We start from the raw sequence: 24,177 nt of genomic DNA, 5'->3' as shown, positions 1-24,177 counted from the left end.
CTTATTCTATAGATCAGTGGACTGCGGTCATCCCGGAAGCCAACTGCATGACTTTTTCCTGGGTCGCCTCGGCGCGATCCAGGGTGCCCATCAGTTCACCTTCGTGCATCACCATCACCCGGTCGCTCATGCCGAGCACTTCGGGCAGTTCGGAAGAAATCATGATCACCGCCATGCCCTCGCTGGCGAGGAAGGCGATCAAGCGATAGATCTCAGCCTTGGCGCCCACATCGATACCACGCGTCGGCTCATCCAGGATCAGCAAGCGTGGGTTGGTCATCAGCCAGCGCGCCAGCAAGGCCTTTTGCTGATTACCGCCGGACAAGGTGTCGATGCATTGCTCCAGTGACGGGGTTTTCACCCGCAGCTTCTTGCACATGTCTTCACACAGGGCACGCAAGGCTTTCTGCTGGATAAAACCGTTGCCCGAATAGTGCGGCAACACCGCCATCTCCATGTTCTCCAGCACCGACAGGCACGGGAACAGGCCGCTGAGCTTGCGGTCCTCGGTCAACAGCGCAAAGCCTTTCTCAATGGCCATATGCGGGTCGGTAATGCGCACCGCCTTGCCGTCCAGGGTGATTTGCCCGCTGGAACTTGGGGTGATACCAAAAATGGTTTCCGCCACGTTGGTGCGCCCGGAGCCCATCAGCCCGGCGATACCGAGGATCTCGCCGGCGTGCAGGTCGAACGATACATCCTTGAATACGCCGTCCAGGCTCAGGTCGCGCACCGACAGTAACAGCTCACCAATAGGCGTTTCGCGCACCGGGAACAGCTGGCTCAATTCACGCCCGACCATCATCGAGATGAGGCTGTCGCTGTTCATGCTGTCGGCCCGTTGCAAGCCGATGTATTGGCCGTCGCGGAACACCGCCACTTCATCGGCGATGGCGAACACTTCGTTCATCTTGTGGGTGATATAGACGATGCCTTTGCCCTGGGACTTGAGGTCGGCAATGATCGAAAACAGGTGGGCCACTTCCTTGTCGGTAATGGCCGAGGTGGGTTCATCCATGATCAGGATGTCGGAGTCGTAGGACACTGCCTTGGCAATCTCGACCATCTGCCGTTCGGCAATGCTCAGGTTGCCGACCTGTTCTTCGGGGTCGAGGTTGATGCGCAGGCGCGCCAGCAACTCGGCGGTGCAGCGGTGCATTTCGCGGTGGTTGACCATGTGCAGGCTGTTGAGCTGTTCGCGGCCTATCCAGATGTTCTCGGCGATGCTCATATGGGGCATCAGGTTGAGTTCCTGGTGGATCATCGCGATCCCGGCCTTTTGCGCGGCCAGCGGCGTTTCAAAGGTGATCGGCTTGCCACGCAGGCGAATTTCGCCGGCGTCGGGCTGGTAGATGCCGGCGATGATCTTCATCAGCGTCGACTTGCCCGCACCGTTCTCGCCCATCAACGCCAGCACCGTGCCGGGGCGCACCCGCAGCTGCACATCGTCCAGGGCCACGACACCGGGAAAGCCTTTGCTGATGTTGAGGATTTCCAGCAGGTAGGGTTCGTCCAGCGCCAGCGCCGGGTGGGCGGCGGGCTGAGACGTGGCGGCTTGAGCAAGCATAGGGAGGTACTCCATCTGCAGGGCGGCCGTGACCGCCCTGCCAGCTTTTGTTGTTGTGTTGGGGCTACTTGAAGTCTTTGACGTTGTCCGGGGTGATCAACTGGAACGGGATCACCACGTTCTGCTCGACCGGCTCCTTCTTGGCCATCTTGCGCGCTGCCTCCACCGAACCTACCGCCTGGCCCTTGGCGTCCTGGAAGGCCGACACGGTCATGTCGCCCTTGGTGATCGCGTTCAAGCCATCGGGCGTGCCGTCGACACCGGCAATCAACACGCTGCCTTTTTCCTTGCCGGCCGATCTCAGGGCCATGGACGCCCCGATCGCCATCTCATCGTTGTTGGCCAGCACCGCATTGAACTCCCGGCCCTGGGTCAGCCAGTCGTTGACCAGGGTCATGCCCCTGTCACGCAACCAAATGCCGGTCTGTTCCTGCTCGATCTTGATGTCCGGGTACTTGGCCAGCACTTCCTTCACGCCCTTGGTGCGATTGGTGGTGGAGTTGTTCGCCAGGTCACCCAAAAGGATCACGATCTTGCCCTTCCCGCCGAGTTTTTCGGCGATGTATTGCATTTGCAGGCGGCCGGCCTCGACGTCATCGGAGGTCACGGCCACCACGTCCTTGGGCAAGTCTTTCTGGTCGGGGCGGCGGTTGACGAACACCAGCGGTATACCCGCCTTGGTGGCGGCACTGATGATGTTCTTGGTCGACGCGGTATCGACCGGGTTGACGATAATCGCGTCGACCTTCTGGCTGATGAAGTTCTCGACCTGGCTCAATTGCTTGACCACATCGGCGCGGGCATCTTCGAATTGCAGTTGCACGCCATCACCTTTTGGATAGGACTTGGCTTGCTTGTCCATGTCCTCGCGCAGGTAGGTGAGGAAGGTGTCATCGAACGCGGACATCGTCACGCCCACCTTGAGATCGGCGGCGCAGGCCACACCGCTGGCCAGCAGCATGGACAAGGCCAGGGCGGTAAAACGAATCGGGGTCTTCATGAACGGTCTGTCTCCACTTTCTTGTTGGTTTTTTTCGACGTTGCGTTGATCAGGACTCGGCTGTCAGTCGCACCACCGGCGCGCCTGGAATGCAGCACACCAGCGCGCCCTGGTTTTCGACGCACAGCACATTCAGGAAGGAGAAGTAGAACGGCCGGGCGCGGGGCAGTCCGCGTGGCGCTTGGAGGGGGCGTAAAACTCGCAGTACAGCGTTGAAGATTTTCATCTGACGGTACCTGGTTGTTTTTGATCTTGTTTTTGTTGAGTCGCCCGTAGGTTCCGGGACGTACTTTATGCAACCTGGAAAAGACTGTATTAGAAAATAATTTCCATATCAACCTGTTTTAGAATTTTATTCTATTTTCGTCGAAACCACCTGCTGACGCTCGGCACTCAGGCGCGCGGCGTCCAATATACGGGTGGTTTCCAGGGCGTCATAGGCATTGACCGGCAGCGGTCCCTGCCCCACCACGGCCGCTTGCAACTGCCGATAGAATTGGGGCCAGCAGCCCTTCTCCGACGGCACCCGCTCACGCTCCGGCCCTTGCTCAAACCAGCCCCAGCGCCGATGCTCCTCGGCGCCCCAGTGTTCACCTTCGGTTTTCGGTGACTTGCCGGCCAGCAGCGCTTCTTCCTGGCCATCCAATCCGTCGACGGTGTAGCAGCCCAGGCTGCCACTGACGCGAAATCGCGGCGCCTGGCTGTTCTGCAACGCGTTGCCCCACAGGTGCGAAATCACGCCATTGGCATGGGTGAGGGAGACAAAGAAGCCGTGGTCCACCGTGGGATGTTCTGGTGTGTAGTGCAATTGAGCGAACACCCGCTCCACCGGGCCGAACAGTTGCAACGCCTGGTCCACCAGATGGCTGCCCAGGTCACGCAGCCATCCTCCACCGCTGGCATTGCCCACGGCCTGCGGACTGTAACGTTCCACACGGGATTCAAAGCGGGTGATGGTGCCCAGGGCGCCAGCGTCGATCAGTTTGCGCAGGGTCAGGTAATCCGAATCCCAGCGCCGATTCTGATAAACACTGAGCAACGAGCCCTGACGTTCGGCAGCGGTAATCAGGGCCTGGGCTTGTTCGGCGTTGGCGGCAAAGGGTTTATCGCTGACCACCGCCACCCCGTGCTCGATGGCTTCCAGCACCAGGGCCGGGCGACCTTTGAGGGTGGTGGAAATCACCAGGGCATCGACGCCGGCTTCGACGATCTGGCCGATGGAGTCGAAGGCTTTGACACCCGGAAGGTCAGTACTCAGTTGCTTGCGACGTTCGGGTGAACGCGTCACCACGCCGACAAAGGTGGCGCCAGGCAGGGTGGCGATCAACGGCGCATGAAAAAAGCGTCCGCCGTGGCCGTAGCCCACTAGTCCGATTCGCATGTTCAACTCCAGAATTGATTTGGAAACCCAATCAACTGTGGGAGCTGGCTTGCCTGCGATAGCAGTGAGTCAGGCAATCAATCTGTCACTGATAGACCGCTATCGCAGGCAAGCCAGCTCCCACAGTGTCAACCACTTTTCTGCAGTGAGTTAGCCGTAGAAGCGCGGGCGATCCGGCAGGCTGACTTTCACAATCTGCCCACTGCCCTGGGCTTCAATACACGCATCCGCCGCCACCGCCGCCGCAAACCCATCCCAGGCCGACGGCCCGCCGACCTGCCCGGCCAGCACGCTGTCGATAAACGCCTGCAACTCCACGTCATAGGCACCGATAAACCTATCCTTCCAATCCATCAGGATTGCGTTGGACAGCTTCGCGTCGCTGCGCAGTTGCACCTGAGATGGTTCCGGCAACCTGGCGATGCCGCTCTCCCCTACCACTTCGCACTGGATGTCGTAGCCGTATTGGCAGTTCACAAACACTTCCACGTCGATACGCGTGCCTTTGGCAGTTTCCAGCAGCACGATCTGCGGGTCGCGCAGGTGCGCCAGCGCCTTGCTGGTCTTGCGCGGGAACACCACCTGCACGGACACGTAGTCGTCGTTGAGCAGCCAACGCAGCACGTCCAACTCATGGATCAGGGTGTCGGTGATCGCCATGCCGGTGTTGTAGTTCTCGCCCACCGTGGGGTTACGGTGCGCGCAGTGCAGCATTAACGGCTCGCCAATCTGGCCGCTGTCGATCACCGACTTGAGGGCACGATAGCCTTGGTCGTACGGGCGCATGAAACCCACCTGGACCAGGCGCTTACCGTGTGCCACTTCGGCCTCGACAATGTTGCGGCAGCCCTCGGCCGTCACCGCCAGCGGTTTTTCACAGAACACCGGTTTGCCGGCAGCAATCGCGGCCAGCACAAACTCTTCGTGGCTCGGCCCCCAGGACGTCACCAGTACCGCTTCGACCTCTGGCGCGTTGATCAATGCATGGCCGTCCGGGTACACCTCGGCGTCCAGCTTCAAGTCCGCCACCACCTGGGCCGCCTGCTCAAGGTTGATATCGGTGACGGCCACCACCTGGCTGTTGAGCAAGGCCTGGCTGCAACGACGAATATGGTCCCGGCCAATGGCGCCCGTACCAATCACTCCAAGTTTCAAAGACATGCAAACACTCCTCTTGTTGTTAGTACTGCCGGGCCTGGGCCAGGTGTTCATTGAGTTTTTTTGCCGCTGCATTCGTACGTTCACTGGTGGACACTTGCGCCACACCCACCCGCCACCACGACAGGTAGCCGTGGATCATGGTCTTGGGCAGCACCTTGATATCGATCAACGTGGAGACGCTTTGCGTGCGGGCATCCGCCAACGCCGCTTCCAGCTGTTCCAGCGTGCTGACCTTGTAGGTCTTGCAACCGTAGGCCGCTGCGCTCATGGCGAAGTCCACTGGCACCAGGCCACCGTCGAGCTTGCCGCTCTCGGGGTTGCGGTAGCGGAACTCGGTGCCGAAGCTGTCCATGCCATTGCCAATCTGCAGGTTGTTGATGCAACCGAACGCCATGTTGTCCAACAGCACCACGTTGATCTTGCGGCGCTCCTGGATCGAAGTGGCCAGCTCCGAGTGCAGCATCATGTAGGAGCCATCGCCGACCAGGGCGTACACCTCCTTGCTCGGCTCGGCCAGCTTCACGCCCAGGGCGGCATTGATCTCGTAGCCCATGCATGAATAGCCATACTCGACGTGGTAGGTGTTGACGCCCTTGCTGCGCCAGGCACGCTGCAAATCGCCGGGCAGGCTGCCAGCGGCGGCCACGATGATTGCGTCATCGGCCAGGCGTGCATTGAGCACGCCGAGCACAGCGCTCTGGGTCAGGCACGAACCGGTCAGCTCGATGAATTCCCGCAGCACGGCACGGTCCAGGTGGTCGTCGACTTCGGGGACAAACTCATCGCCCTGGTAGTGCACCTGATGCACGCGGTCCACTTCAGCGTCGAGTTGCGCCTTGGCGTCGGCGATCTGCTCGCCCCAGCCCGAACGGTAATCGCCCAGGGCATCGGCCAGTGCTTCAAGGGCGACTTTTGCATCGGCCAGCACTTGCACGCCGTCCAGCTTCAACGCATCGCAGGGGCTTATATTGAGGTTGAGAAACTTCACCTCGGGGTGCTTGAACAGCGATTTTGAGGAGGTGGTGAAGTCGGTATAACGGGTGCCGACACCGATGATCAAGTCCGCCTCAGGCGCCAGCAGGTTAGCCGCCAGGCAGCCGGTTTCGCCGATGCCGCCGACGTTCAGCGGATGGCTGGACACCACGGCGCTCTTGCCCGCCTGGGTTTCCGCGAAAGGAATATCGAAACGCTCGGCAAAGGCTTGCAGTGCCTGGTTGGCGCCGGAGTATTTGACCCCGCCGCCGCAAATGATCAGCGGCTTGCGCTTGCCGCGAAACGCAGCCAGCGCGTCACCGATCATGGCGCTGGTGGCCGGGCGTCGGTCGATGCGGTGCACGCGTTTTTGCAGAAAATAGTCGGGGTAGTCCCAGGCTTCGGCTTGTACATCCTGGGGCAAGGCCAGGGTCACCGCGCCGGTTTCAGCCGGGTCGGTCAGCACGCGCATGGCATGGATCGCCGCGGTCATCAGTTGCTCGGGGCGGTTGATGCGGTCCCAGTATTTGCTCACGGAGCGGAAGGCATCGTTGGTGCTGATGCTCAGGTCGTGGAACTGCTCGATCTGCTGCAAAACCGGGTCGGGCTGACGGCTGGCATAGACATCGCCGGGCAAGAGCAGCAACGGGATGCGGTTGGCGGTGGCAGTCGCTGCGGCGGTGAGCATATTGGCCGCGCCCGGCCCGACCGAGGCCGTGCACGCATAGATCTTGCGGCGCAGGTGCTGCTTGGCGAACCCGATGGCGGCGTGGGCCATGCCTTGCTCATTGCGGCCCTGATGCACCACCAGGTCGCCGCTGCCCTGCTCCAAGGCCTGGCCAAGGCCCAACACATTGCCATGCCCGAAAATAGTGAACACCCCGGCGACAAACTTGCTCTGTACGCCATCGACTTCGATGTATTGGTTGTCCAGGAACTTCACCAGGGCCTGGGCCATGGTCAATCTTGTTGTGGTCATCACTTGCACCTTGTATGAATGCAATTGGAATGTTCAACACCGATCCACTGTGGGAGCTGGCTTGCCTGCGATAGCGGTCTATCAGTTGCACAGGTATTGCCTGACACACCGCTATCGCAGGCAAGCCAGCTCCCACATTTTTGATCGCGTTATGGCAAGGGCTTTTGCAAATACGCCATGCTGCTGCCCAACGCCTGCCGGATATTCGCCAACCCGTGCACGCTTTCGGCAAACGGTTCGAACGACAGATAGCCGCTGTAGCCGGTGCTCAGCAAGGTGTCGATCTGCGCCGCATTCCCGAGGATATCGTCCTCGCCCACCAGCACGCGGTGGCCGTCGCGGATCGACTCCAGCGGCGCCTCGCGGTCTTCCACCCCGGAGATGTGCACCAGCCCGGTCAGTTCCGGGAAGAACTCATGCTCGCCGGCCAGGTGATGGTGAAAGGTGTCGTGCACCACCCGGAATACATCCAGGCCGCCGATGGCCTTGATTGCATCCACTGCCACGCGCTTGCGGCGCAGGGCGGATACGGTGAAGCCCAGGGGCTCGATGAACCCCAGAATCCCGTACTCGCGCAGGATCAACGCCAGCTCGCTCAACGCCGTGCGCAAACCAGCCGCGCGCTGCGCGTCGTTGCGCGTATCGCCAGGCTGATTGAACGGGCACATCACCAAGCCTTCGGCCCCGCACTCACGGGCGTAGGTGGCCAGTTCGATTGCCTGGGCACGGCGTTGGTCATTCCACACATCAAAGGGGTACAGCGCGTTGATCGACAGCACCTTGATGCCCTGCGCTGCGCACAATTCACGCACGCGGCTGGCGGGTGTGCCGTATTCGATTTCACGGTTTTTGAGGTCGTTGCGGATCTCAATGGCCTCGCAGTTGAGAGCCGCCGCCAACTGGATGAAATCCGGCAGGGACAGGTTGGGGGCGACCATGCGGTTGAGGGCAAAACGTAGCGGCGACTTCATTGTTTTTGTTCTCCGTCCAACACCGTTTACAGGTCCAGCAGCCAGCTGTGCTGCGGGTCGTTATGGAAATGCCAGGCGCGCTTGGGGCCGGCCATCACGTTCAGGTAATAAGACTCGTAGCCATACGGCACGCTGACCGGGTGATAGCCCTTGGGCACCACCACCAGGTCACTGTTTTCCACGGCCATGGCCTGGTCGATGCTGCGATCATCGGTGTACACGCGCTGGAACACGAAGCCCTGGGGCGGGTTGACCTGGTGGTAGTAGGTCTCTTCCAGAAAGCTCTGGTGCGGCAGGTCGTCGGTGTCGTGCTTGTGCGGCGGGTAGCTGGAGGAATGCCCCGACGGCGTGCGCACTTCCACCACCAGCAGCGAATGGGCCGGCTCGCTGTCAGGCAGGATGTCGCAGACGTAGCGAGTGTTGGCGCCTTTGCCGCGCACACTGCGCTTGCACTGCTCGGGGCGGATCAAGCGCGGGGCAAAACCCGTAGCACCCGGCGCTGCACAGACGGCAATTTGCACATCGCTCAGGGCCGTGACTCGGGCGCCAGTGCCCGGCGGCAAATAGGCGGCGAACGGTGACTTGTCTTCGAACACCGACTGGCGATCCCCCAGGTTCTGCCAATTGAAGCCTTCGCCTTCAATATTCACCCGACCGCTGAGCAGCACCAGGCACAGTTCCTGATCGCCCGCACTGACCGGCAGGGTTTCACCCAGACTCAGGCGGTACGCGGCAAAGCCTACGTACTCCAGGCGACCCGCCTCCAGGGCAACCATGGTTTGCCCGCGTTTGCTGCTTTTGACCAACAAGCTCATCACTCAAGTCCTCTGGTTGAGAAGCGCACGCAGGGTGTCGTAACCCTTCTTCGCGTAGATATAGCTGGGCGCCACGGCCGGGTCCTGCTCGGCTTCCACCACCAGCCAGCCCTTGTAGTTCGCCGCGAGCAACACATCCAGCAACGGTGCGAAGTCGATATCACCATCGCCGGGCACGGTAAAGGTGCCGTTGACGATGCAGTCCGGGAAGCTCCACATCTGGTTACGCGCCAGTTGCACCACGGGTTTGCGTACATCCTTGAAATGCACATGGCAGACGCGCTCGATATGCTTGCGCAGCACCTCGATGGGTTCGCCGCCGCCCATGTAGCAGTGGCCCGAATCGAACAGCAAGCCGACTTCCGGGCCCGTGCGTTTCATCAACTGGTCGATGTCCTCGGGGGATTCGACGTACGCGCCCATATGGTGGTGATAGGCCAGGCGCACGCCCTGGGACAAGGTGAAGCGCGCCAGCTCGGTAAGCTTGTCGGCGTAAGCCTGCCAGGCCTGTTCACTGTGAAAACGCGGGCGCTCGATCAGGCGAATGCGCGAGCCCTGGATCGAGTCAGCCACTTCGCCGTATACCAGTACCGAGGCGCCGTTGTGTTTGAGCAGTTCGACATGGGCGGCAATCGCCTCGATTTCTTCAGCCACCGAACGGTGGGCCAGACGGCTGGAGTACCAACCGGACACCAGCGCCAGGTCATAAGGACGCAGCACGTCAGCGACGCCCTTGGCATCCTTGGGGAATTTGCCGTTGAGTTCAAAACCTTCGTAGCCGATGTCCTTGCCTTCGCTCAGGGCCGTGCTCAGCGGGGTCTCACCGCCGAGGGCCGGGAGGTCGTCGTTGCTCCAGGAGATCGGGTTGATGCCAATTCGGATTGCGGGCATGGCTGCACCTTTTGTTTTTATCTTCAGAATTCACTGGGATCTGCTTTGTGTGGGAGCTGGCTTGCCTGCGATAGCAGTGTGTCAGGCAATACATTTGCAACGGATAGATTGCTATCGCAGGCAAGCCAGCTCCCACATTTGATCGTATTTACTGTCGGGCGCTGAGCCAGGCATTGATGAGCTGTTCGAAGGTCGCCTGCACCTGCTGGATCAGCGTTTCATCATCAATCTCCCCCGCCATCCACGCCCGGCTCGGCTCGTGGAAGATCGTGCGGCCCACGGCAAACCCACGGCAGGTGCTGCTCTGGCTGGCTTGCTTGAAGCCATCGGCGAGAAACTCGGGGGAAGCATTCAGGCCCAGCAACACCACGCCACGGCAGTAGGGGTCGCGTTCCTGGATCAGTTCGTCGAGCTTTTTCCAGTCTTCGGCCGATTGGGTTTCGATCTTCCACCAGGCCGGGTAAATGCCAAGGTTGTACAGGCGTTTAAGGCTGCGGTAGAGCACGTCCGGGTAGGTGGACGGGTGATCCTTGGGTGGGATGACTTCCAGCAGCAGTTCGTGGCCACTGACCAGCGACGCCTCGTACACCGCCTTGAGTTGCGCTTCCTGTTCCAGGCGCAGCATCGGCTCGTCATCGGGGTGAAACTGCACCAGGCACTTGATGATGTGTTCCTGGGGCCAGGCAATCAGGTTGCTGCCGATCGAACGCCCGTGCTCGAACGCCAGGGGCCGCGAGTTCTGCACTTCCACCGGGCGAGCGATCCACCAGCCGCGACCGCTGGCGGCGTTGAGTGCATCCTGGCCAAAGCGTTGGTCGGCGAGCAGGCCCACATCCGCCTCGACGCCCTGCTCGCTGAGGTTGCGCTCCACGCGTTCGATGGCCTGGATAAACAACTGCTTGATGTCGCTGATACGCTCAGGGGCCTGGCCACCTTTTTGCGCCAGCTCCACCAATTGCCAGCGGTGGTCGAAGGCAAAGACGAACAGTTGCTTCCAGGCCTTGCGCGGCACCGTGACACGGTGCAGGCGTTGCAGGGTCACGTCCTGGTCCGGCCGGGTGATGGGCACGGGGCTGTTGAACAGGTAATCGAGTTCGGCGGGGGTCGGCATCGCTGGCGCACAGGCGTGGCGCGATACCACCAGGCCGCCACAGGCATTGGCCAACTGGCTGCAACGCTCATCGCTGGCGTCATTGATCCAGCCGCTGAGAAAGCCCGACATAAAAGCATCGCCTGCGCCCAGCACGTTGAGCACTTCAACCCGCACGCCAGGATAGATGGCCCCGTCTTCCAGGCGCGCCGGGATTGCGCCGTGGATCACCGTGCAGCCCTGGGGGCCGAGCTTGACCACCAGGGTGGCCGGGGTCAGTTCACGCACGGTGCGCAGGGCGGTGAGCAGGTCTTCACCGCCGCCGGCAATCAGGAATTCCTCTTCGGTGCCGACGATCAGGTCGAAACGCGGCAGGATCTTCTGCACATGCTGGCTGACATTCTGGTCGGCGACGAAACGGGTTTCGCCATCGGCCTTGCCGGCCAGGCCCCACAACACGGGGCGGTAGTCGATGTCCAGCACGCGCTTGACGTTGTGCCTGGCGGCGTAATCCAGGGCCTGGAGGCTGGCCTTGTACACGCCGTCGGTGGAGAAATGCGTACCGGTGATCAACAACGCTTTGCTGGAGGCGATAAAGGCTTCGCTGATGTCTTCGGCGCGCAAGGCCATGTCGGCGCAGTTTTCGCGGTAGAACACCAGGGGGAAGGTTTCGCGGTCCTTGAGGCCCAGCAGGACCAGGGCGGTGAGGCGCTCAGGGTCGACCTTGATGCCACTGACATCACAGCCTTCGCGGGCCAGGGATTCCACCAGGAAACGGCCCATGTGGTCATCGCCGACCCGGCTCAGCATCGCCGACTTCAGCCCCAGCCTGGCGGTGCCGAAAGCGATGTTGGCGGAAGATCCGCCCAGATACTTGGCGAAGCTGGACACATCCTCAAGCCGCGCACCGACTTGCTGCGCATAGAGATCGACGCCCAGGCGCCCGAGGCAAATCAGATCCAATTGACGCCCACTGGCAAAACGAGTCTGGCCCATGCTGGCTCCTGTTATTTTTATCAGCCTGCGTTGTGCCGCCGTGGCGACGGCAAACGCTCTTGGTGGGAGCAGACTAGAACGTCCGCTGGCAGCAATCAATATTTATTCCATAATTATTTTTAGTGGAATATTTTTTCCAATACCTCAGGATAGCGGCACTCCAGCGCCCATGCATCGTTTCAGCAGGCCACGCGGGCCGTGATGCCGGGGTATTTTTTTGCGCCTACCCTGTAGACTTGCGCCACCTATCAGCGCATCAGACGAACACGCCAGAAGGATTGCCCATGTCCCGCACCGATCCCGAGACCACCCTGGAAGAAACTGTCGCCAGCCCTCCGATCAATGCCGAACGCCTGTTGCAGCTGATCACCGACGAATACGAGAGCCTGCCGCGCCAGCTCAAGCGTATCGCCAGCTACATGAGTCAGCAGAGTGACCGGATCATGGTCGACCGGATCAGCGACATCGCCCGGGAATGCGAAGTGCACCCTTCGGCCATCGTGCGGTTTTCCCAGCGCTTCGGTTTCAGCGGGTTCAGTGAGATGCAGGCGCTGTTTCGCGAGGCGTATACGCACAAGACTACGCCGGTGCAAAACTACCAGCAGCGCATTCGCAGCATGATCGCCAACAAGTCCCAGAAGGCCAGCGGCGGCGACCTGGCGCGCGAGTGCGTCAACGCCACCCTGTCGGGCATCGAACGCTTGGGGCTGGAGTTGGACGACGCTGCCTTCGAGAAAGCCGTGGACCTGGTAGTCAATGCCGACAACATCTACGTGGTCGGCGTGCGCCGCTCCTTTGCGGTGGCCGACTACCTGGTCTACAACCTGCAGCACACCAACAAGCGCATCCACCTGATCTCGGGGCTAGGCGGCAGTTATCGCGAGCAGATGCGCAGCGTGCGCGCCAATGACCTGGTGATAGCCATCAGCTTCACGCCCTACGGCAAAGAGACCCAGCACTGCCTGCGCATCGCGCAGCATCACCAGGCCAAGACCCTGATCATCACCGACAGCAACCTGTCGCCCCTGGCCAAGCGGGCGAATGCGGTGTTGTTGGTCAATGAAGGTTCCTCGTTTGCTTTCCGCTCGCTGAGCGCCACGCTGTGCCTGTGCCAGGCGCTGTTTATTGCGGTGGCGTATCGGTTGGAACTCAAGGTGGATGAGATTCACGAACAGGTCGGGTTCGACGACTGAACCTCCAACTGTAGGAGCGAGCTTGCTCGCGAAAAACGCAAGAACGCCGCGGCCATTTTGAATGAACGCGGCGCCCAGCAGTTCTTCGCGAGCAAGCTCGCTCCTACAATTAGTGCATGAAAATCGCGATCAGGATGATCACCGGAATCGGCACGCCGAGGAACCACAGCAGTAATGAGCGCATCATGTTCTCCTTGAATTAACGAACGTAGTTTTCGGTTTCGACATACACCACGGCATCCCGGCGGCGACCGCCGAAGGTGGCGGCGAAGCTGGCGAAGAACGCACCGATGAGCAGGGCCACGAAGGTCCACAGCGAGGTGTAGGCCGCTACTTTCGCAGCGGTGTCAGCGGCTTGTTTGGCTTTGAGCTTGGCGTCTTCAACGGCCTTGCGCGCGTCGCCATAGACCTTGTCGATACGGGCTTCGGCATCGGCCTGGCTAAGGTTGGTGCGCTGGCTGATCAGTTGGGCCAGGTAGGCGCGATCTTCCGCTGCCAGTTGGCCGTCGTTGCTCAACGTACGCGTCAGGATACGACCGACCACGGCGTGGGCTGCATCATCGCTGACCGCCGCTGGGCGATCATCGCGGAACAGGCTGTCGACGTAATAACCGAAGTCACCACTGTCGGCACCTTTTGCCGCGCTGCCAGCAGCTTGGGTGAGGCCGCTGGCGGCGCCCGATGCCACGCTGGCGCCAGCTTTCACGCCGCCGCTGACCACACTGCTGACCGAGCCGACCACCAGCATCGCCGTGATCAATGTGGCCACTGCCCACGCCAGGAAGCCATGGGCGGTGTCGCGAAAGTACACCTCGTCCCCGTGCATATTGGCCCACTTCACCCGCAAACGACCGGCGATGTAACCGCCCAGGCCCGAAGCAACGATCTGGGTGAACGCTAGCCAGACAATTGTGGAAATGCCAAGGCCCTTGGCGCTGATACCGCTGTCAGCCCAAGGCGACACCGCCGAAAAGCCCAGGCCGAAGCCCAGCAATACCAAGATCAATGACAGTGCAGCCGCCGCAGCGGCACCGGCGAAAATCGCCCCCCAGGAAACCCCGGAGAGCGTGCTTGACTCTTGCAGCGTGGTTGAGGATGTGATCATTGTTGTTTTGCTCCAGGCACGAAAAATGATGTTACAAGTCTCAAAACGGACAGTGCAGGCAGCGTGCCAGCGGCGATTAAAATTAAATTCCTTTAATTTCAATGATTTATTTAAATTGAACTTAGCCAGATCATGCAGGTTGCAATAAACGGCGATATTAGGCGGGCGTAATGCACTCCCCTGTGGGAGCTGGCTTGCCTGCGATAGCGGCATGACCGCCAACGAATATGCCAGCAGGTAAGCCGCCATCGCAGGCAAGCCAGCTCCCACAGGGCGATGTCGGTTTGAAGAAGATGAAGTTTTATTTAGGAAACATTCAGCAACTTCTTGGCAAAATGTCGTCACTTCTAGTGTGAACGCTCACCAGGTAATCCTATGACCCGCATTTTGACCATCGAGGATGACGCCGTAACGGCCCGCGAGATTGTCGCCGAGCTGAGTAGCCATGGACTGGACGTAGATTGGGTGGACAACGGCCGCGAGGGCCTGGTCCGTGCCGTGAGTGGGGATTACGACCTGATCACCCTCGACCGCATGCTGCCCGAGCTGGATGGCCTGGCCATCGTCACCACGTTGCGCACCATTGGGGTGTCTACGCCGATCCTGATGATCAGCGCCCTCTCCGATGTCGACGAGCGCGTGCGCGGCCTGCGTGCCGGCGGTGATGACTACCTGACCAAGCCGTTCGCCTCGGATGAAATGGCCGCCCGTGTCGAGGTGCTGCTGCGGCGTAAAAGCACCGTTCAGGAATTCGAAACCGCTCTGCGCGTGGCCGACCTGGAACTGAACCTGATCAGCCGCGAAGCCAGCCGGGCCGACCAGCCGCTGACGCTGCTGCCCACTGAATACAAACTGCTGGAATTCCTGATGCGCAACACCGGGCAGATCCTGTCGCGGATGATGATTTTCGAGGAAGTCTGGGGCTATCACTTCGACCCCGGCACCAACCTGATCGACGTGCACATCGGCCGTCTGCGCAAGAAAATCGACCCACCGGGCCTCACGCCGCTGATCCGCACGGTACGAGGCTCGGGCTATGTCATTGCTGAACCCCTCTAAAGGCTGGCGCTCTTCCAGCAGCCGCTTGCTGGCGCTGTACAGTTCGTTGTTCGTGGCGTGGAGTTGCATCCTCATGGGGGTGCTGTACTACGAGGTCTCAGGCTACCTCAGCGACTTGTCGCGCCATTCCCTGTTGCAGCGCCAGCATCTTTTCCAGCGTTTCGACGGCGAAGAACTGGTGGAAGCGCTGACCACCAGCATGACCTTCGACATGAAGGGCGTGGACGCCTACGGCCTGTTCGATGAGCAATTTCGCCCCTTGAGCGGGCCGATCCGTGCCGTGCCACCGGACCTGCCGCTGGATGGCAAGATCTACGCCCTGACCAATTGCGTGCAATCCGATGACCCCAAACTGCCCAAGGACAGCTGCGATGCCGTGGCCACCCACACCGAAGACGGCCGCTGGCTGGTGTTGGTACGCGCCAACGGCTCGTTGTTCGGGGTAACGCGGATTATCTGGCACGCCCTGCTGTGGGCGCTGTCCTTGACCATCATTCCTGGCGCTGCCGGCTGGCACCTGCTGCGCCGTCGCCCGTTGCGGCGTATTCGCGGGATCCAGGCCAGCGCCGAGGCCATCGTCGCCGGCGACCTCACGCACCGGTTGCCGCTGTCCAACCGGCGCGACGAGCTGGACATGCTTGCCGCCATCGTCAATGCCATGCTCGACCGCATCGAAAAACTGATGAACGAGGTCAAGGGCGTGTGCGACAACATCGCCCACGACCTGCGCACCCCGCTCACCCGCTTGCGCGCCCAGCTTTACCGCATCAAGCAACAAGCCGAGGAAGACTCGGCCCACGCGGTAAAACTCGATGACGCCATCGCCGAAACCGACACGCTGATGGCGCGTTTTCGCGGGCTGCTGCGCATCTCGGAACTGGAAGACCACCAGCGTCGCTCAGGCTTCCTGGTGCTGGACCCGCTGCCGTTGCTGCGCGAACTGCATGATTTCTACCTGCCCCTGGCCGAAGAAGGCGAACTGGAGTTGGTGCTGCAGGCGCCTGATTCACTGCCGTGGGTTACCGGTGACCGTGCGCTGTTGTTTGAAGCCCTGGCCAATCTGCTGAGTAACTCGATCAAGTTCACCCCGCCCAATGGCAAGGTGATCCTGCGAGCAGTCAACGACCTTGGGAGTACGCGCATCGAAGTGCTCGACTCCGGGCCAGGCATTCCAGCTGCCGAGCGCGCGTCGGTGTTCCAACGTTTCTATCGGGTCGATGAGAGTGATCAGCAAGGCGGCTTTGGGCTGGGCCTGTCGATTGTGGCGGCGATCATCAACTTGCATGGCTTCAAGCTGGAGGTCGGCACCAGTGAGTTGGGCGGCGCCCGCCTGGTGCTGGAATGCCGCCAGCAACTGATGCCGGAATAGAACGTAGGAGCGAGCTTGCTCGCGAAAAACTCACAGACACCGCGTTCATTCAGGAAGCACGCGTTATCGTTGGCGTTTTTCGCGAGCAAGCTCGCTCCTACATTCATATCAAGCCATCTGACGCTATAACACGCTGCCCATGGCCTTGATCAACACCGGGTCACGCGCATAAATATCCGGCGCGTACACCAACTCGCCCTGGCGATCCACTTCTACCGTCCAATACCCCAACAGCACCGGTACCGGCGTAGCCAGCCTGAATTCATGGGTTTCACCGGTCGCCAGCAGCTCATCGGTGCGGGTGCGTTCGGCGGGTGTTACGAGCAGATCGCGCAATAACAACGGTTGCTCGACCCGCACGCACCCCGAACTGAACGCCCGTGGGCCCTTGGTGAACAAGGGCTGGCTGGGGGTGTCATGCAGGTACACCGAATACGGATTGGGAAAGCGCATCACAATCTTGCCCAGCGGGTTACGCGGGCCGGCCTGCTGGCGCAGCAGGATATTGCCGGGGCGTGCCCAGTCGACTTGGTCGGGGGTCAATGGGTGACCTTCGGCGTCGAGCACTTGCAGGTTTTGCTGGCGCAGGTATTCAGGGTTGAGGCGGATGGCGGGCAGTTTGTCCTCGCGCATGATGGTCGGCGGGATAGTCCAGGTGGGGTTGAGGGTCAGCCGGGTGATGCGCGACTTGAGCAATGGCGTCTGGCGTTCGGCCCGGCCCACTTGAAGGCGGGTTTGCCACACCGGGATGCCGCTCTGATACACGCTCAGCTGCGCGGCGGCCACATTGACCACGACGCCTTCAGGCTCCAGGTCCTGGGCCAGCCAGCGGAAGCGCTCCAGGTTGATGCGCAGCTGTTCACGACGCACCGCCGGGCTGATATTGAGTTCGGCCACGGTGCCGGCGCCGATCACACCGTCGGCCTGCAACGAGTGGCTGAGCTGGAAGGCTTTCACCGCTTTGACCAGTTCGCCCTGGTATTGCTTGCCGTTGCCGCTGGGCAACTGGGCCAGGTAGCCACCGCTGTGCAGGCGCCGCGCCAGTTCCGGCACGCGGGGGTCGTTCATGCCCGGGCGCAACAACGCGCCCTCGGCGACCGGGTCCCAATGGGGCAGCGGTTGCTGACGCACGCCGGCGTAGGCATTGCGCAGGCTGCGATACAAATCAGCGCTGGGCCGCGCCTGATCGAAGGCTTGGGCCATGTCTTGCAGGCCGGTGGCGGCGAACGCCAGTACCTCGGCATTAGGATCGCCACTGGGCGGCTGTGAATGCCATAGAGGCTCAAAGCGCGATTGCTGCAGGCGCCCGTAATGCAAATCCTGCAGGGCTTGCAGGTACTGCTGGCTGTTGGCGATATCGCTGCACAGCACGTTGGCCGTGGCATCCGCCGCAGGCAAGCTATAGTGGGTGGGGTCCAGGCCATCGTCGGCAAGCATCAGCAACTGGCTGTGCAAGGCTTGCCGGCGTTCGTCAGCCGACCATAGCGGGGCATCGCCCTGCTGCAGGTAAAAGGCTTGCAGGCGCACCAACGCGGCGGCATCGATACGCGGCGCAAGGTGCGGGCAGACACTGGTCAACTGGGCCAACGCCTGTTGCAGTGGCGCCAGCGCGACCGGTGCAGGGGTGGTGACGGGCAATGGCTCCACCGGCAGCGTTTCGGCTGTAGCGACCAATGGTGCAACGAGCAGGCAAATGCTCAAGTAACATGCGTGTTTTTTGAACAATTGACTTAGCTCCACTCCACAGCGGGGACTCGACTGTAGATGCTGACTTTTATACGCCTGCTCAGGCTAACCAGCCTGGGCTTGATCACTGGGTGCCTGGCTTTATTGAGCAATGTTGCGCTCGCCGCCAATGGCACCTCTCCTTCCCTGTATAGCAGCCTGGCGCGCTCGGCTCCAGAACTCAATCCCACCGTGCTGAAAAGCGCCCTGAGCGCCGTACAGTGCGCGGTCAATAACGGCGAGGAACGTTCCGATCGCCTAGCGGTTATTGACTACTCACAGCCCTCGACCGCCCGTCGCCTGTGGATCTTCGACCTGCGCAAAAAGACCCTGGTATTGCGCGACCTGGTGGCCCACGGCGCCAAGTCCGGGGAAAACTTCGCTACCCAGTTCTCCAACCTCGAGGGCAGCCACCAGTCGAGCCTGGGGTTGTTCCGCACCCAGGAAAGCTACCTGGGCGCCCATGGCTACTCGCTGCGCATGGACGGTCTGGAACCCGGTTTCAATGACCAGGCCCGCGACCGCGCCATCGTGATTCATGCCGCCGACTACGTCAGCCCCTTATGGAGCAAGCGCGAAGGCCGCATCGGCCGCAGCCAGGGTTGCCCGGCCGTGCGCCCGCAAGTTGCCCGTCAAGTTGTGGACAAGCTCAAGGACGGGCAGTTCATGTTTTCGTGGTACCCCGACCAGCGCTGGCTGAAGTCGTCGACCTACCTCAATTGCAAACCCCAACAGGTGGCGAGTAGTCGTACAATCCGTGGCGGATAGCCTGTCCCCATAGATAAAAGAGAGCGTCGCATGCTTCTACACACCTCCACCTGGATCGAAATCGGGCAGTTCCTGGAACGCAGCCGCACGGTGGTGATTCCCATCGGTTCCAACGAGCAACATGGTCCCACCGGCCTGCTGGGCACGGACTGGATGTGCCCGGAAATCATCGCCCACCACGCCCAGAAGCACGCCGATATCCTGGTCGGCCCGACCTTCAATATCGGTATGGCCCAACACCACCTGGGCTTTCCCGGCACCATCTCCCTGCGCCCTTCCACCTTTATCGCCGCAATTGGCGACTGGGTGCGCTCGTTGGCCGGGCATGGTTTCGAAAAGATCCTGTTCCTGAACGGCCACGGCGGCAACATCGCCACGATTGAAGCGGCGTTCTCCGAGCTGTACGCCGAAGCCAGCTTCGCCCGCCGCCCGGCCGGGTTCGCGCTGAAGCTGGTGAACTGGTGGGACCTGGAAGGCGTCACTGACCTGGCCCAGCGTCAATTCCCGGTCGGGCATGGCAGCCACGCCACGCCGTCGGAAATTGCCGTGACGCAGTGGGCGTATCCGGACGCGATCAAGTCTGCCGACTACTCACCACGAATCGCCAACACCGGCCCGATCCGCGAGGCCCTGGACTTCCGGGCGCGCTTCCCTGACGGCCGCATGGGCTCGGACCCGGCGTTGGCTACTGTGGAGAAAGGCGGTGAGTTGGTGGCGTTGGCGGCGCAGGGATTGGTCAAGACTGTCGACAGCTTCAGCAACGAAGCCAAGCCCTGATCCAAATGGGGCCAATACCCTGTAGGAGCGAGCTTGCTCGCGAAAAAATCATAGGCGCCGCGTTTATTCAGGGAGCGCGCGTTACCGTTGACGTCTTTCGCGAGCAAGCTCGCTCCTACAGGGTGTCAAAGGTTGCCCCCGCCCACCTTTGGATTTGCGTTGTGCCTGGGTTTATCTGCAATCCTGTGCGGCCTGCTCCAGCCGCGATGGCTTGATCGCCGAAGCCAGCGGCTTGCGCTCGTACAGGAAGACCTTGGTGCCGTCCTGGGACTTGTAGGCCTCCAGCACATCATCGGCGGCAATCTTGCTGGTCAACAGCACCTTGGCGTGGCGCGAGTTCTGGGTGACGGTCGAGGTGATGCCGTGCTTTTCCAGCTTGGGCAACACGCATTGCACATAGCCGTCGGGGGTCTTGTTGGTTTGCAGGGTCAGTGATGGGGCATTTGGCGCCGTGATACAGCCGGTCAACAATAACGAAGCACAAGCCAGGGCCGGGGCGAAGAAAGAGCGCATAAACATTCCTGAAAATAACCAAATAGGGTTCACAACCATTCGCGGGTCAACCTGCGCGAACCAGGGCCTTGAGCGACGCATCGAACTGCTTCAGGGCATCTTGCTGTACATCGCGTTGTTGCTCGATCAGTGCAGCAATCTCCGGCGCCGCCTTGTCGTGCACCCACACTGACGGCACGTGCTTGTCCACCGAGCCTTCGGCCTTGGCGATAAACTGCAGGTTCGCGTCGTAGAAGCGTGCGACAAAGCGTGCTTCGACCCGGTCATTACGCTGGGTCAGCAATTGGTTATGGGTATCGAGCACCACCACCACATCCGGGTGCGCCTGCACCAGGGCATCCAGGCTGCTATAAACCGTCACCGAGAAAAAAGTGCCCTGCAACGAGTGCATCAACCAGTCGATCGCCAGTTCCGGGTCGGAGCTGTTGACGAACGCCTCGCGAATCCGCCCATCCAAGGCATCCTTGGCGCCGTTCAGCGCCATGGCGTGGTAGCGTTCAAGGTAGCTGAGGTTGTCGCGGGTGTTTTCGCTGAACAACACCCCCACCGACTGGGCACGCTGCAGAGAGTCTACGCTACCCACCAGTGGCAGCAAATGGCCTGTACGCACGTCATCGGCCATCGCCGGGGTGGTCATGACCGCGGTGCCCAGCATCAGGGCCATCAAAGCCAACTGGATAATCGTCCTCATCGCGCATTTTCCTTGAGCTGCGTCTCGATGTGCAGATTCTGCGCGTTTGGCGAAAAAACAGAACTTGTGATCCTTGATGGTGACTATCATTTGAACCGATAGTGTCAGGCCGCCCATAAAATCTATAAGGACCCGCCATGAAGCCCTACCAGAAAATCTTCGATCGTATTCGCGAGGCAGTCCTGCCAGAGTTTCGCGAGCGAGTCGCCGACTACCTGGTCGAGTACGAAACCGTGCTGCTGGACTCACACGCCGACGCCGCAAAAGGCAGCGCCAGCGCCGAGCAACTGCGCGGCTACTTGCGTGGTTTGAACACCATGCGCGTGTTGGGCATGGCCGATTGGGAAGACCTCGACCGGCGCGTTGCCCAGCAGGCAGAGCTAGAGCGCGGGCCGTCGCAGCTCGACCCACTCGCGCACTGACGGCCGCTGCCACTGGCGTTGCGCGTAGGCCACCAGCTGCGCTGGCATGGCGTCACCGTTGAGGATCAGACGATTGAGCATCACCGCCAGGTCCACATCGGCAATCGACCACTGGCCGCACAGGTACTCGCGGTTATCCGCCAGCAAGGCTTGCGCCGCGGTGATCAACTTGGTCGCGGCGGCTTGAGCCTCTGCTGACAACGGCGGCCTCTTCTGCCCGCAGAACACCACCAGCGTCGAGCGCTCCTGGCGAATCGGCAGCAGGTCGCTGCGCAACCACGCTTGAACCTGTCGCGCCCTCGCCCGCTGCTGCACATCCGCCGGGTACACGCGGGTCTCAGGGTAGGCCTGGTCCAGGTACTCGGTGATGGCCGAAGACTCCGACAGCGCAAAATCACCGTCTACCAGGGTCGGCACTCGCTGGGTCAGGGAGCGTTGGACGTAATCTGCCGCCTGGTTCTGCCCGGCATCGAGGTCCAGGGTGAGGGTCTCGAACGCCAGGCCTTTTTCGCGCAAGGCGACAAACACCGACATGGCATAGGGGCTGGTGAACAGCGAATCAACGTAGAGGTGCAGCGGGCCTTGGCTCATGGACAATCTCCTGGTGTGAGGCATCACGCTACGAGATCAGGGCCGATAAAGACAATGCAGGGTTTTTATGGGGGCATTCCTGGCAGGAATAGCGCGGCTAGTGGCAATATTATGGCTCACGCTGATTTTCAAGGAAGGAACAGCACATGAAACAAGCAGTTGTGGTTATCCACGGCATCGGCGAACAGCGCCCAATGGACACCTTGCGCGGCTTTGTCGAGGCGATGATCCCCACGGACACCCCCGATGGCACACCTCTGTACTGGAGCAAGCCGGATCGGCTGTCGCGCAACTTCGACCTGCGCGTACTGAAGGCCTCGGGCCGTACCTCGACGGATTTCTATGAGTACTACTGGGCCCACAAGATGCAGGGCACCAAGTTCGGCCATCTGCTGGGCTGGCTGTGGGACATCTTCAAGCGCCCGCGTCGCGACATTCCCGAGGCCATCGTGCCGATCTGGCGCAGCACGCGCTGGACGGTGCTGGTGTTATTGCTGCTGGTTGCCAGCGGTACATTGGCCACGGCCTGGGGCCAATTGCCCCCCAGCGACAACCCCTTCGCGCTGATCCCCCTGCTGCTCGCGGCCATGGGACTGGCGCTGCGCTATTCGGCGCTGGCCTACCTGGGAGACGCCGCACGCTACCTCAGCCCCAACCCGCAAAACGTGATGGTGCGCGAGCAGATCCGTGCTGATGGTGTCGACCTGCTGCGCGCTCTGCACAATCAGGGTGACTACGAGCGCATCATCGTCGTGGGCCACAGTTTGGGCAGCGTGATTGCCTATGACATCGTCGGCTACCTCTGGCATGAGTACCACGACAAACTGACCCAACTGACCCCCAGCAACCGTGAGCTGGCAGCCCGTTATGCCAACCGCGAACCGCTGCAACCGGTGGTCAAGGAGGCCCTGCCCGCAGCCGGCGCCTTGCTGGACGGCAGCCTAAGCAGCCTGTTGAATTTTCGTCAGCAACAGACCGAAGCTTTTGCCGAACAGCGCGGCCTGGGCAACCCCTGGCGCATCACCGACCTAGTCACGGTCGGCAGCCCGATGGCCCACGCCAGCCTGTTGCTGGGCCGCAGCGTCAGTGACTTCAAACAGCGCATGGGACGCCGCGAAGCCCCGGCCTGCCCGCCGACCGAAGACACCCAAGGCTACGGCTACAACGCCCGCCAACCGCTGATGCTCGGCCAAAAGCCCTTCACCCCGCACTACCTGCACCACGCCGCAGCCTTTGCCGTCACGCGCTGGACCAACCTGTACTTCCCTGCCCCCTTCGGCCTGTTCGGCGACATCGTCAGCGGCCCGGTCAAGCCCGTGATGGGCGGCGGCGTGCTGGACTTGCCGGTGACCGTGGGCAACGGCAAAGGCTGGCTGGCCAAGTCCTGGCTCAGCCATACTCACTATTGGAGCGAACGCGGCGGTGCCCAGGGTTACCTCGACGCACTGGGCCAGGATGAACAGGCGATCACCCAAGGCCCGCGTCCTTCAGCCACTGAAGCGTTGCGGTGGGCGATAGACCTCAAGGGCGTGCGGCGGTTTCGCCGTGTCGCCACCCAGCAGAGCCTGGCGCCAGAACACGCCTAACCGGCGAAGCCACCGGCCTTGAGGAAGGCGAGTTCTTCATCGGTGCTCGCCCTGCCCAACACCCCATTACGATGGGGAAACCGCCCGAACCGCTCGATGATGTCGGCATGCTCCTTGGCCCAGTGGTAGGTGCTGGCATCCAACTGCTGGTTCAGGGCCAGGGAGCGTTGCTGGTCCTGCGGGTCTTCCGAATGTTCAAAAGGCAAATAGCAGAACGCGCGCAACTGAGGTTCAACCTGTTGATCCAATCCCGCGTCCACCATCTTTCGCGCATAAAACCGCGCCAGCGGGTCGGTGGCGAACATATGCGCCGTGCCGCGAAAGGCGTTGCGCGGGTACTGATCCAGCAGAATCAATAACGCCAGCGCGCCATCCGCCGTGGTCAACCAACCTTCGAGTTCACGCCGTGCAGCCTGCATATGAGCCGCGTTGAATCTATCGCGAAAGTCCCTATCGAACCCCTCGTCCTTGGCGAACCAACGCTTGGGCCCCGCCTGTTTCCAGAACGCGATTACAGCTTCGGCCGAGTGTGGGGTCATGCTTGTCATCAGCGCC

Annotated in this window: 23 protein-coding genes; 7 read left to right on the top strand and 16 right to left on the bottom strand. The window is 61.2% G+C overall.

The genetic code is table 11. The features are described from left to right. Nucleotides 1-13 precede the first annotated feature (13 nt). The 10 genes from ACP7CZ_RS21220 to ACP7CZ_RS21175 all read right to left on the bottom strand — a co-directional run bounded on the left by ACP7CZ_RS21220 (nucleotide 14) and on the right by ACP7CZ_RS21175 (nucleotide 11,823). Entirely contained in the window at nucleotides 14-1,567 is a 1,554-nt protein-coding gene (locus ACP7CZ_RS21220; protein ID WP_034125691.1) for a sugar ABC transporter ATP-binding protein, read from the bottom strand. A 64-nt stretch (nucleotides 1,568-1,631) separates the two neighbouring features. Beyond that, nucleotides 1,632-2,567: a sugar ABC transporter substrate-binding protein gene (locus ACP7CZ_RS21215; protein WP_294157148.1), complete on the bottom strand. Its 936-nt coding sequence runs from the start codon at nucleotides 2,565-2,567 to the stop codon at nucleotides 1,632-1,634. Nucleotides 2,568-2,616: 49 nt separating this feature from the next. Next, nucleotides 2,617-2,793, bottom strand: coding sequence for a hypothetical protein (locus tag ACP7CZ_RS21210; protein ID WP_003191673.1), 177 nt, complete (start codon nucleotides 2,791-2,793; stop codon nucleotides 2,617-2,619). A 126-nt stretch (nucleotides 2,794-2,919) separates the two neighbouring features. After that, nucleotides 2,920-3,948, bottom strand: coding sequence for a Gfo/Idh/MocA family protein (locus ACP7CZ_RS21205; RefSeq protein WP_054897784.1), 1,029 nt, complete (start codon nucleotides 3,946-3,948; stop codon nucleotides 2,920-2,922). A gap of 150 nt (nucleotides 3,949-4,098) precedes the next feature. Next, entirely contained in the window at nucleotides 4,099-5,109 is a 1,011-nt protein-coding gene (locus ACP7CZ_RS21200) for a Gfo/Idh/MocA family protein (protein ID WP_072447792.1), read from the bottom strand. 19 nt (nucleotides 5,110-5,128) lie between these two features. Further along, complete coding sequence (gene iolD, locus ACP7CZ_RS21195; RefSeq protein WP_294157141.1) at nucleotides 5,129-7,060, bottom strand: 3D-(3,5/4)-trihydroxycyclohexane-1,2-dione acylhydrolase (decyclizing); 1,932 nt, start codon at nucleotides 7,058-7,060, stop codon at nucleotides 5,129-5,131. Between the two features lie 149 nt (nucleotides 7,061-7,209). Continuing rightward, on the bottom strand, nucleotides 7,210-8,031 hold the full coding sequence (locus ACP7CZ_RS21190; protein ID WP_294157138.1) for a TIM barrel protein: 822 nt from the start codon (nucleotides 8,029-8,031) through the stop codon (nucleotides 7,210-7,212). Between the two features lie 26 nt (nucleotides 8,032-8,057). Further along, nucleotides 8,058-8,846, bottom strand: a complete 789-nt coding sequence (iolB, locus tag ACP7CZ_RS21185) for a 5-deoxy-glucuronate isomerase (protein WP_057977494.1) — start codon at nucleotides 8,844-8,846, stop codon at nucleotides 8,058-8,060. A 3-nt stretch (nucleotides 8,847-8,849) separates the two neighbouring features. Next, nucleotides 8,850-9,737 carry a myo-inosose-2 dehydratase gene (gene iolE, locus ACP7CZ_RS21180; protein ID WP_236454854.1) on the bottom strand — a complete coding sequence of 296 codons (888 nt, stop codon included), beginning with the start codon at nucleotides 9,735-9,737 and terminating at the stop codon, nucleotides 8,850-8,852. A 148-nt stretch (nucleotides 9,738-9,885) separates the two neighbouring features. Then, entirely contained in the window at nucleotides 9,886-11,823 is a 1,938-nt protein-coding gene (locus ACP7CZ_RS21175) for a bifunctional 5-dehydro-2-deoxygluconokinase/5-dehydro-2-deoxyphosphogluconate aldolase (protein WP_294157125.1), read from the bottom strand. A gap of 284 nt (nucleotides 11,824-12,107) precedes the next feature. Here ACP7CZ_RS21175 and ACP7CZ_RS21170 point away from each other — a divergent pair, with 284 nt between their 5' ends. Continuing rightward, entirely contained in the window at nucleotides 12,108-13,016 is a 909-nt protein-coding gene (locus tag ACP7CZ_RS21170) for a MurR/RpiR family transcriptional regulator (RefSeq protein WP_005787722.1), read from the top strand. Between the two features lie 199 nt (nucleotides 13,017-13,215). On the opposite strand, the gene ACP7CZ_RS21165 is transcribed toward ACP7CZ_RS21170, so the two are convergent. Further along, nucleotides 13,216-14,121 (bottom strand): hypothetical protein, encoded by a 906-nt coding sequence (locus tag ACP7CZ_RS21165; protein WP_054897777.1) that lies wholly within the window; start codon nucleotides 14,119-14,121, stop codon nucleotides 13,216-13,218. Nucleotides 14,122-14,496: 375 nt separating this feature from the next. Between ACP7CZ_RS21165 and ACP7CZ_RS21160 the strand changes: the two genes are divergently transcribed. Next, nucleotides 14,497-15,180 (top strand): response regulator transcription factor, encoded by a 684-nt coding sequence (locus tag ACP7CZ_RS21160; RefSeq protein ID WP_003191687.1) that lies wholly within the window; start codon nucleotides 14,497-14,499, stop codon nucleotides 15,178-15,180. Continuing rightward, on the top strand, nucleotides 15,158-16,549 hold the full coding sequence (locus tag ACP7CZ_RS21155) for a sensor histidine kinase (RefSeq protein ID WP_200649429.1): 1,392 nt from the start codon (nucleotides 15,158-15,160) through the stop codon (nucleotides 16,547-16,549). Before ACP7CZ_RS21160 ends, ACP7CZ_RS21155 begins: the two co-directional genes overlap by 23 nt. A gap of 123 nt (nucleotides 16,550-16,672) precedes the next feature. Here the strand turns inward: ACP7CZ_RS21155 and ACP7CZ_RS21150 are convergent, their stop codons facing one another. Beyond that, nucleotides 16,673-18,274, bottom strand: a complete 1,602-nt coding sequence (locus ACP7CZ_RS21150; protein ID WP_294157060.1) for a L,D-transpeptidase family protein — start codon at nucleotides 18,272-18,274, stop codon at nucleotides 16,673-16,675. A 39-nt stretch (nucleotides 18,275-18,313) separates the two neighbouring features. Between ACP7CZ_RS21150 and ACP7CZ_RS21145 the strand changes: the two genes are divergently transcribed. Beyond that, a complete protein-coding gene (locus tag ACP7CZ_RS21145) occupies nucleotides 18,314-19,042 on the top strand; it encodes a murein L,D-transpeptidase catalytic domain family protein (protein ID WP_019817186.1) in 729 nt (242 codons plus the stop codon). A gap of 30 nt (nucleotides 19,043-19,072) precedes the next feature. Beyond that, a complete protein-coding gene (locus tag ACP7CZ_RS21140) occupies nucleotides 19,073-19,819 on the top strand; it encodes a creatininase family protein (protein WP_020301789.1) in 747 nt (248 codons plus the stop codon). A gap of 171 nt (nucleotides 19,820-19,990) precedes the next feature. On the opposite strand, the gene ACP7CZ_RS21135 is transcribed toward ACP7CZ_RS21140, so the two are convergent. Further along, a complete protein-coding gene (locus ACP7CZ_RS21135; protein WP_034125705.1) occupies nucleotides 19,991-20,332 on the bottom strand; it encodes a hypothetical protein in 342 nt (113 codons plus the stop codon). Nucleotides 20,333-20,378: 46 nt separating this feature from the next. After that, nucleotides 20,379-21,023 carry a hypothetical protein gene (locus ACP7CZ_RS21130; RefSeq protein WP_054897774.1) on the bottom strand — a complete coding sequence of 215 codons (645 nt, stop codon included), beginning with the start codon at nucleotides 21,021-21,023 and terminating at the stop codon, nucleotides 20,379-20,381. Nucleotides 21,024-21,160: 137 nt separating this feature from the next. Here ACP7CZ_RS21130 and ACP7CZ_RS21125 point away from each other — a divergent pair, with 137 nt between their 5' ends. After that, nucleotides 21,161-21,445, top strand: coding sequence for a hypothetical protein (locus ACP7CZ_RS21125; protein ID WP_034125707.1), 285 nt, complete (start codon nucleotides 21,161-21,163; stop codon nucleotides 21,443-21,445). On the opposite strand, the gene yfcF is transcribed toward ACP7CZ_RS21125, so the two are convergent. Then, nucleotides 21,404-22,036 (bottom strand): glutathione transferase, encoded by a 633-nt coding sequence (yfcF, locus tag ACP7CZ_RS21120; protein WP_054918525.1) that lies wholly within the window; start codon nucleotides 22,034-22,036, stop codon nucleotides 21,404-21,406. The genes ACP7CZ_RS21125 and yfcF overlap by 42 nt on opposite strands. 146 nt (nucleotides 22,037-22,182) lie before the next feature. On the opposite strand from yfcF, the gene ACP7CZ_RS21115 reads away from it, so the two are divergent. Next, nucleotides 22,183-23,622, top strand: a complete 1,440-nt coding sequence (locus ACP7CZ_RS21115) for a hypothetical protein (RefSeq protein WP_034125709.1) — start codon at nucleotides 22,183-22,185, stop codon at nucleotides 23,620-23,622. On the opposite strand, the gene ACP7CZ_RS21110 is transcribed toward ACP7CZ_RS21115, so the two are convergent. Beyond that, nucleotides 23,619-24,161 (bottom strand): DUF924 family protein, encoded by a 543-nt coding sequence (locus ACP7CZ_RS21110; RefSeq protein WP_054897772.1) that lies wholly within the window; start codon nucleotides 24,159-24,161, stop codon nucleotides 23,619-23,621. The genes ACP7CZ_RS21115 and ACP7CZ_RS21110 overlap by 4 nt on opposite strands. Nucleotides 24,162-24,177: the final 16 nt, after the last annotated feature.

Source organism: Pseudomonas sp. DWP2-2, assembly GCF_049897065.1.
Classification (GTDB): domain Bacteria; phylum Pseudomonadota; class Gammaproteobacteria; order Pseudomonadales; family Pseudomonadaceae; genus Aquipseudomonas; species Aquipseudomonas paracarnis.
This window is presented reverse-complemented; position numbering and strand designations above follow the sequence as displayed.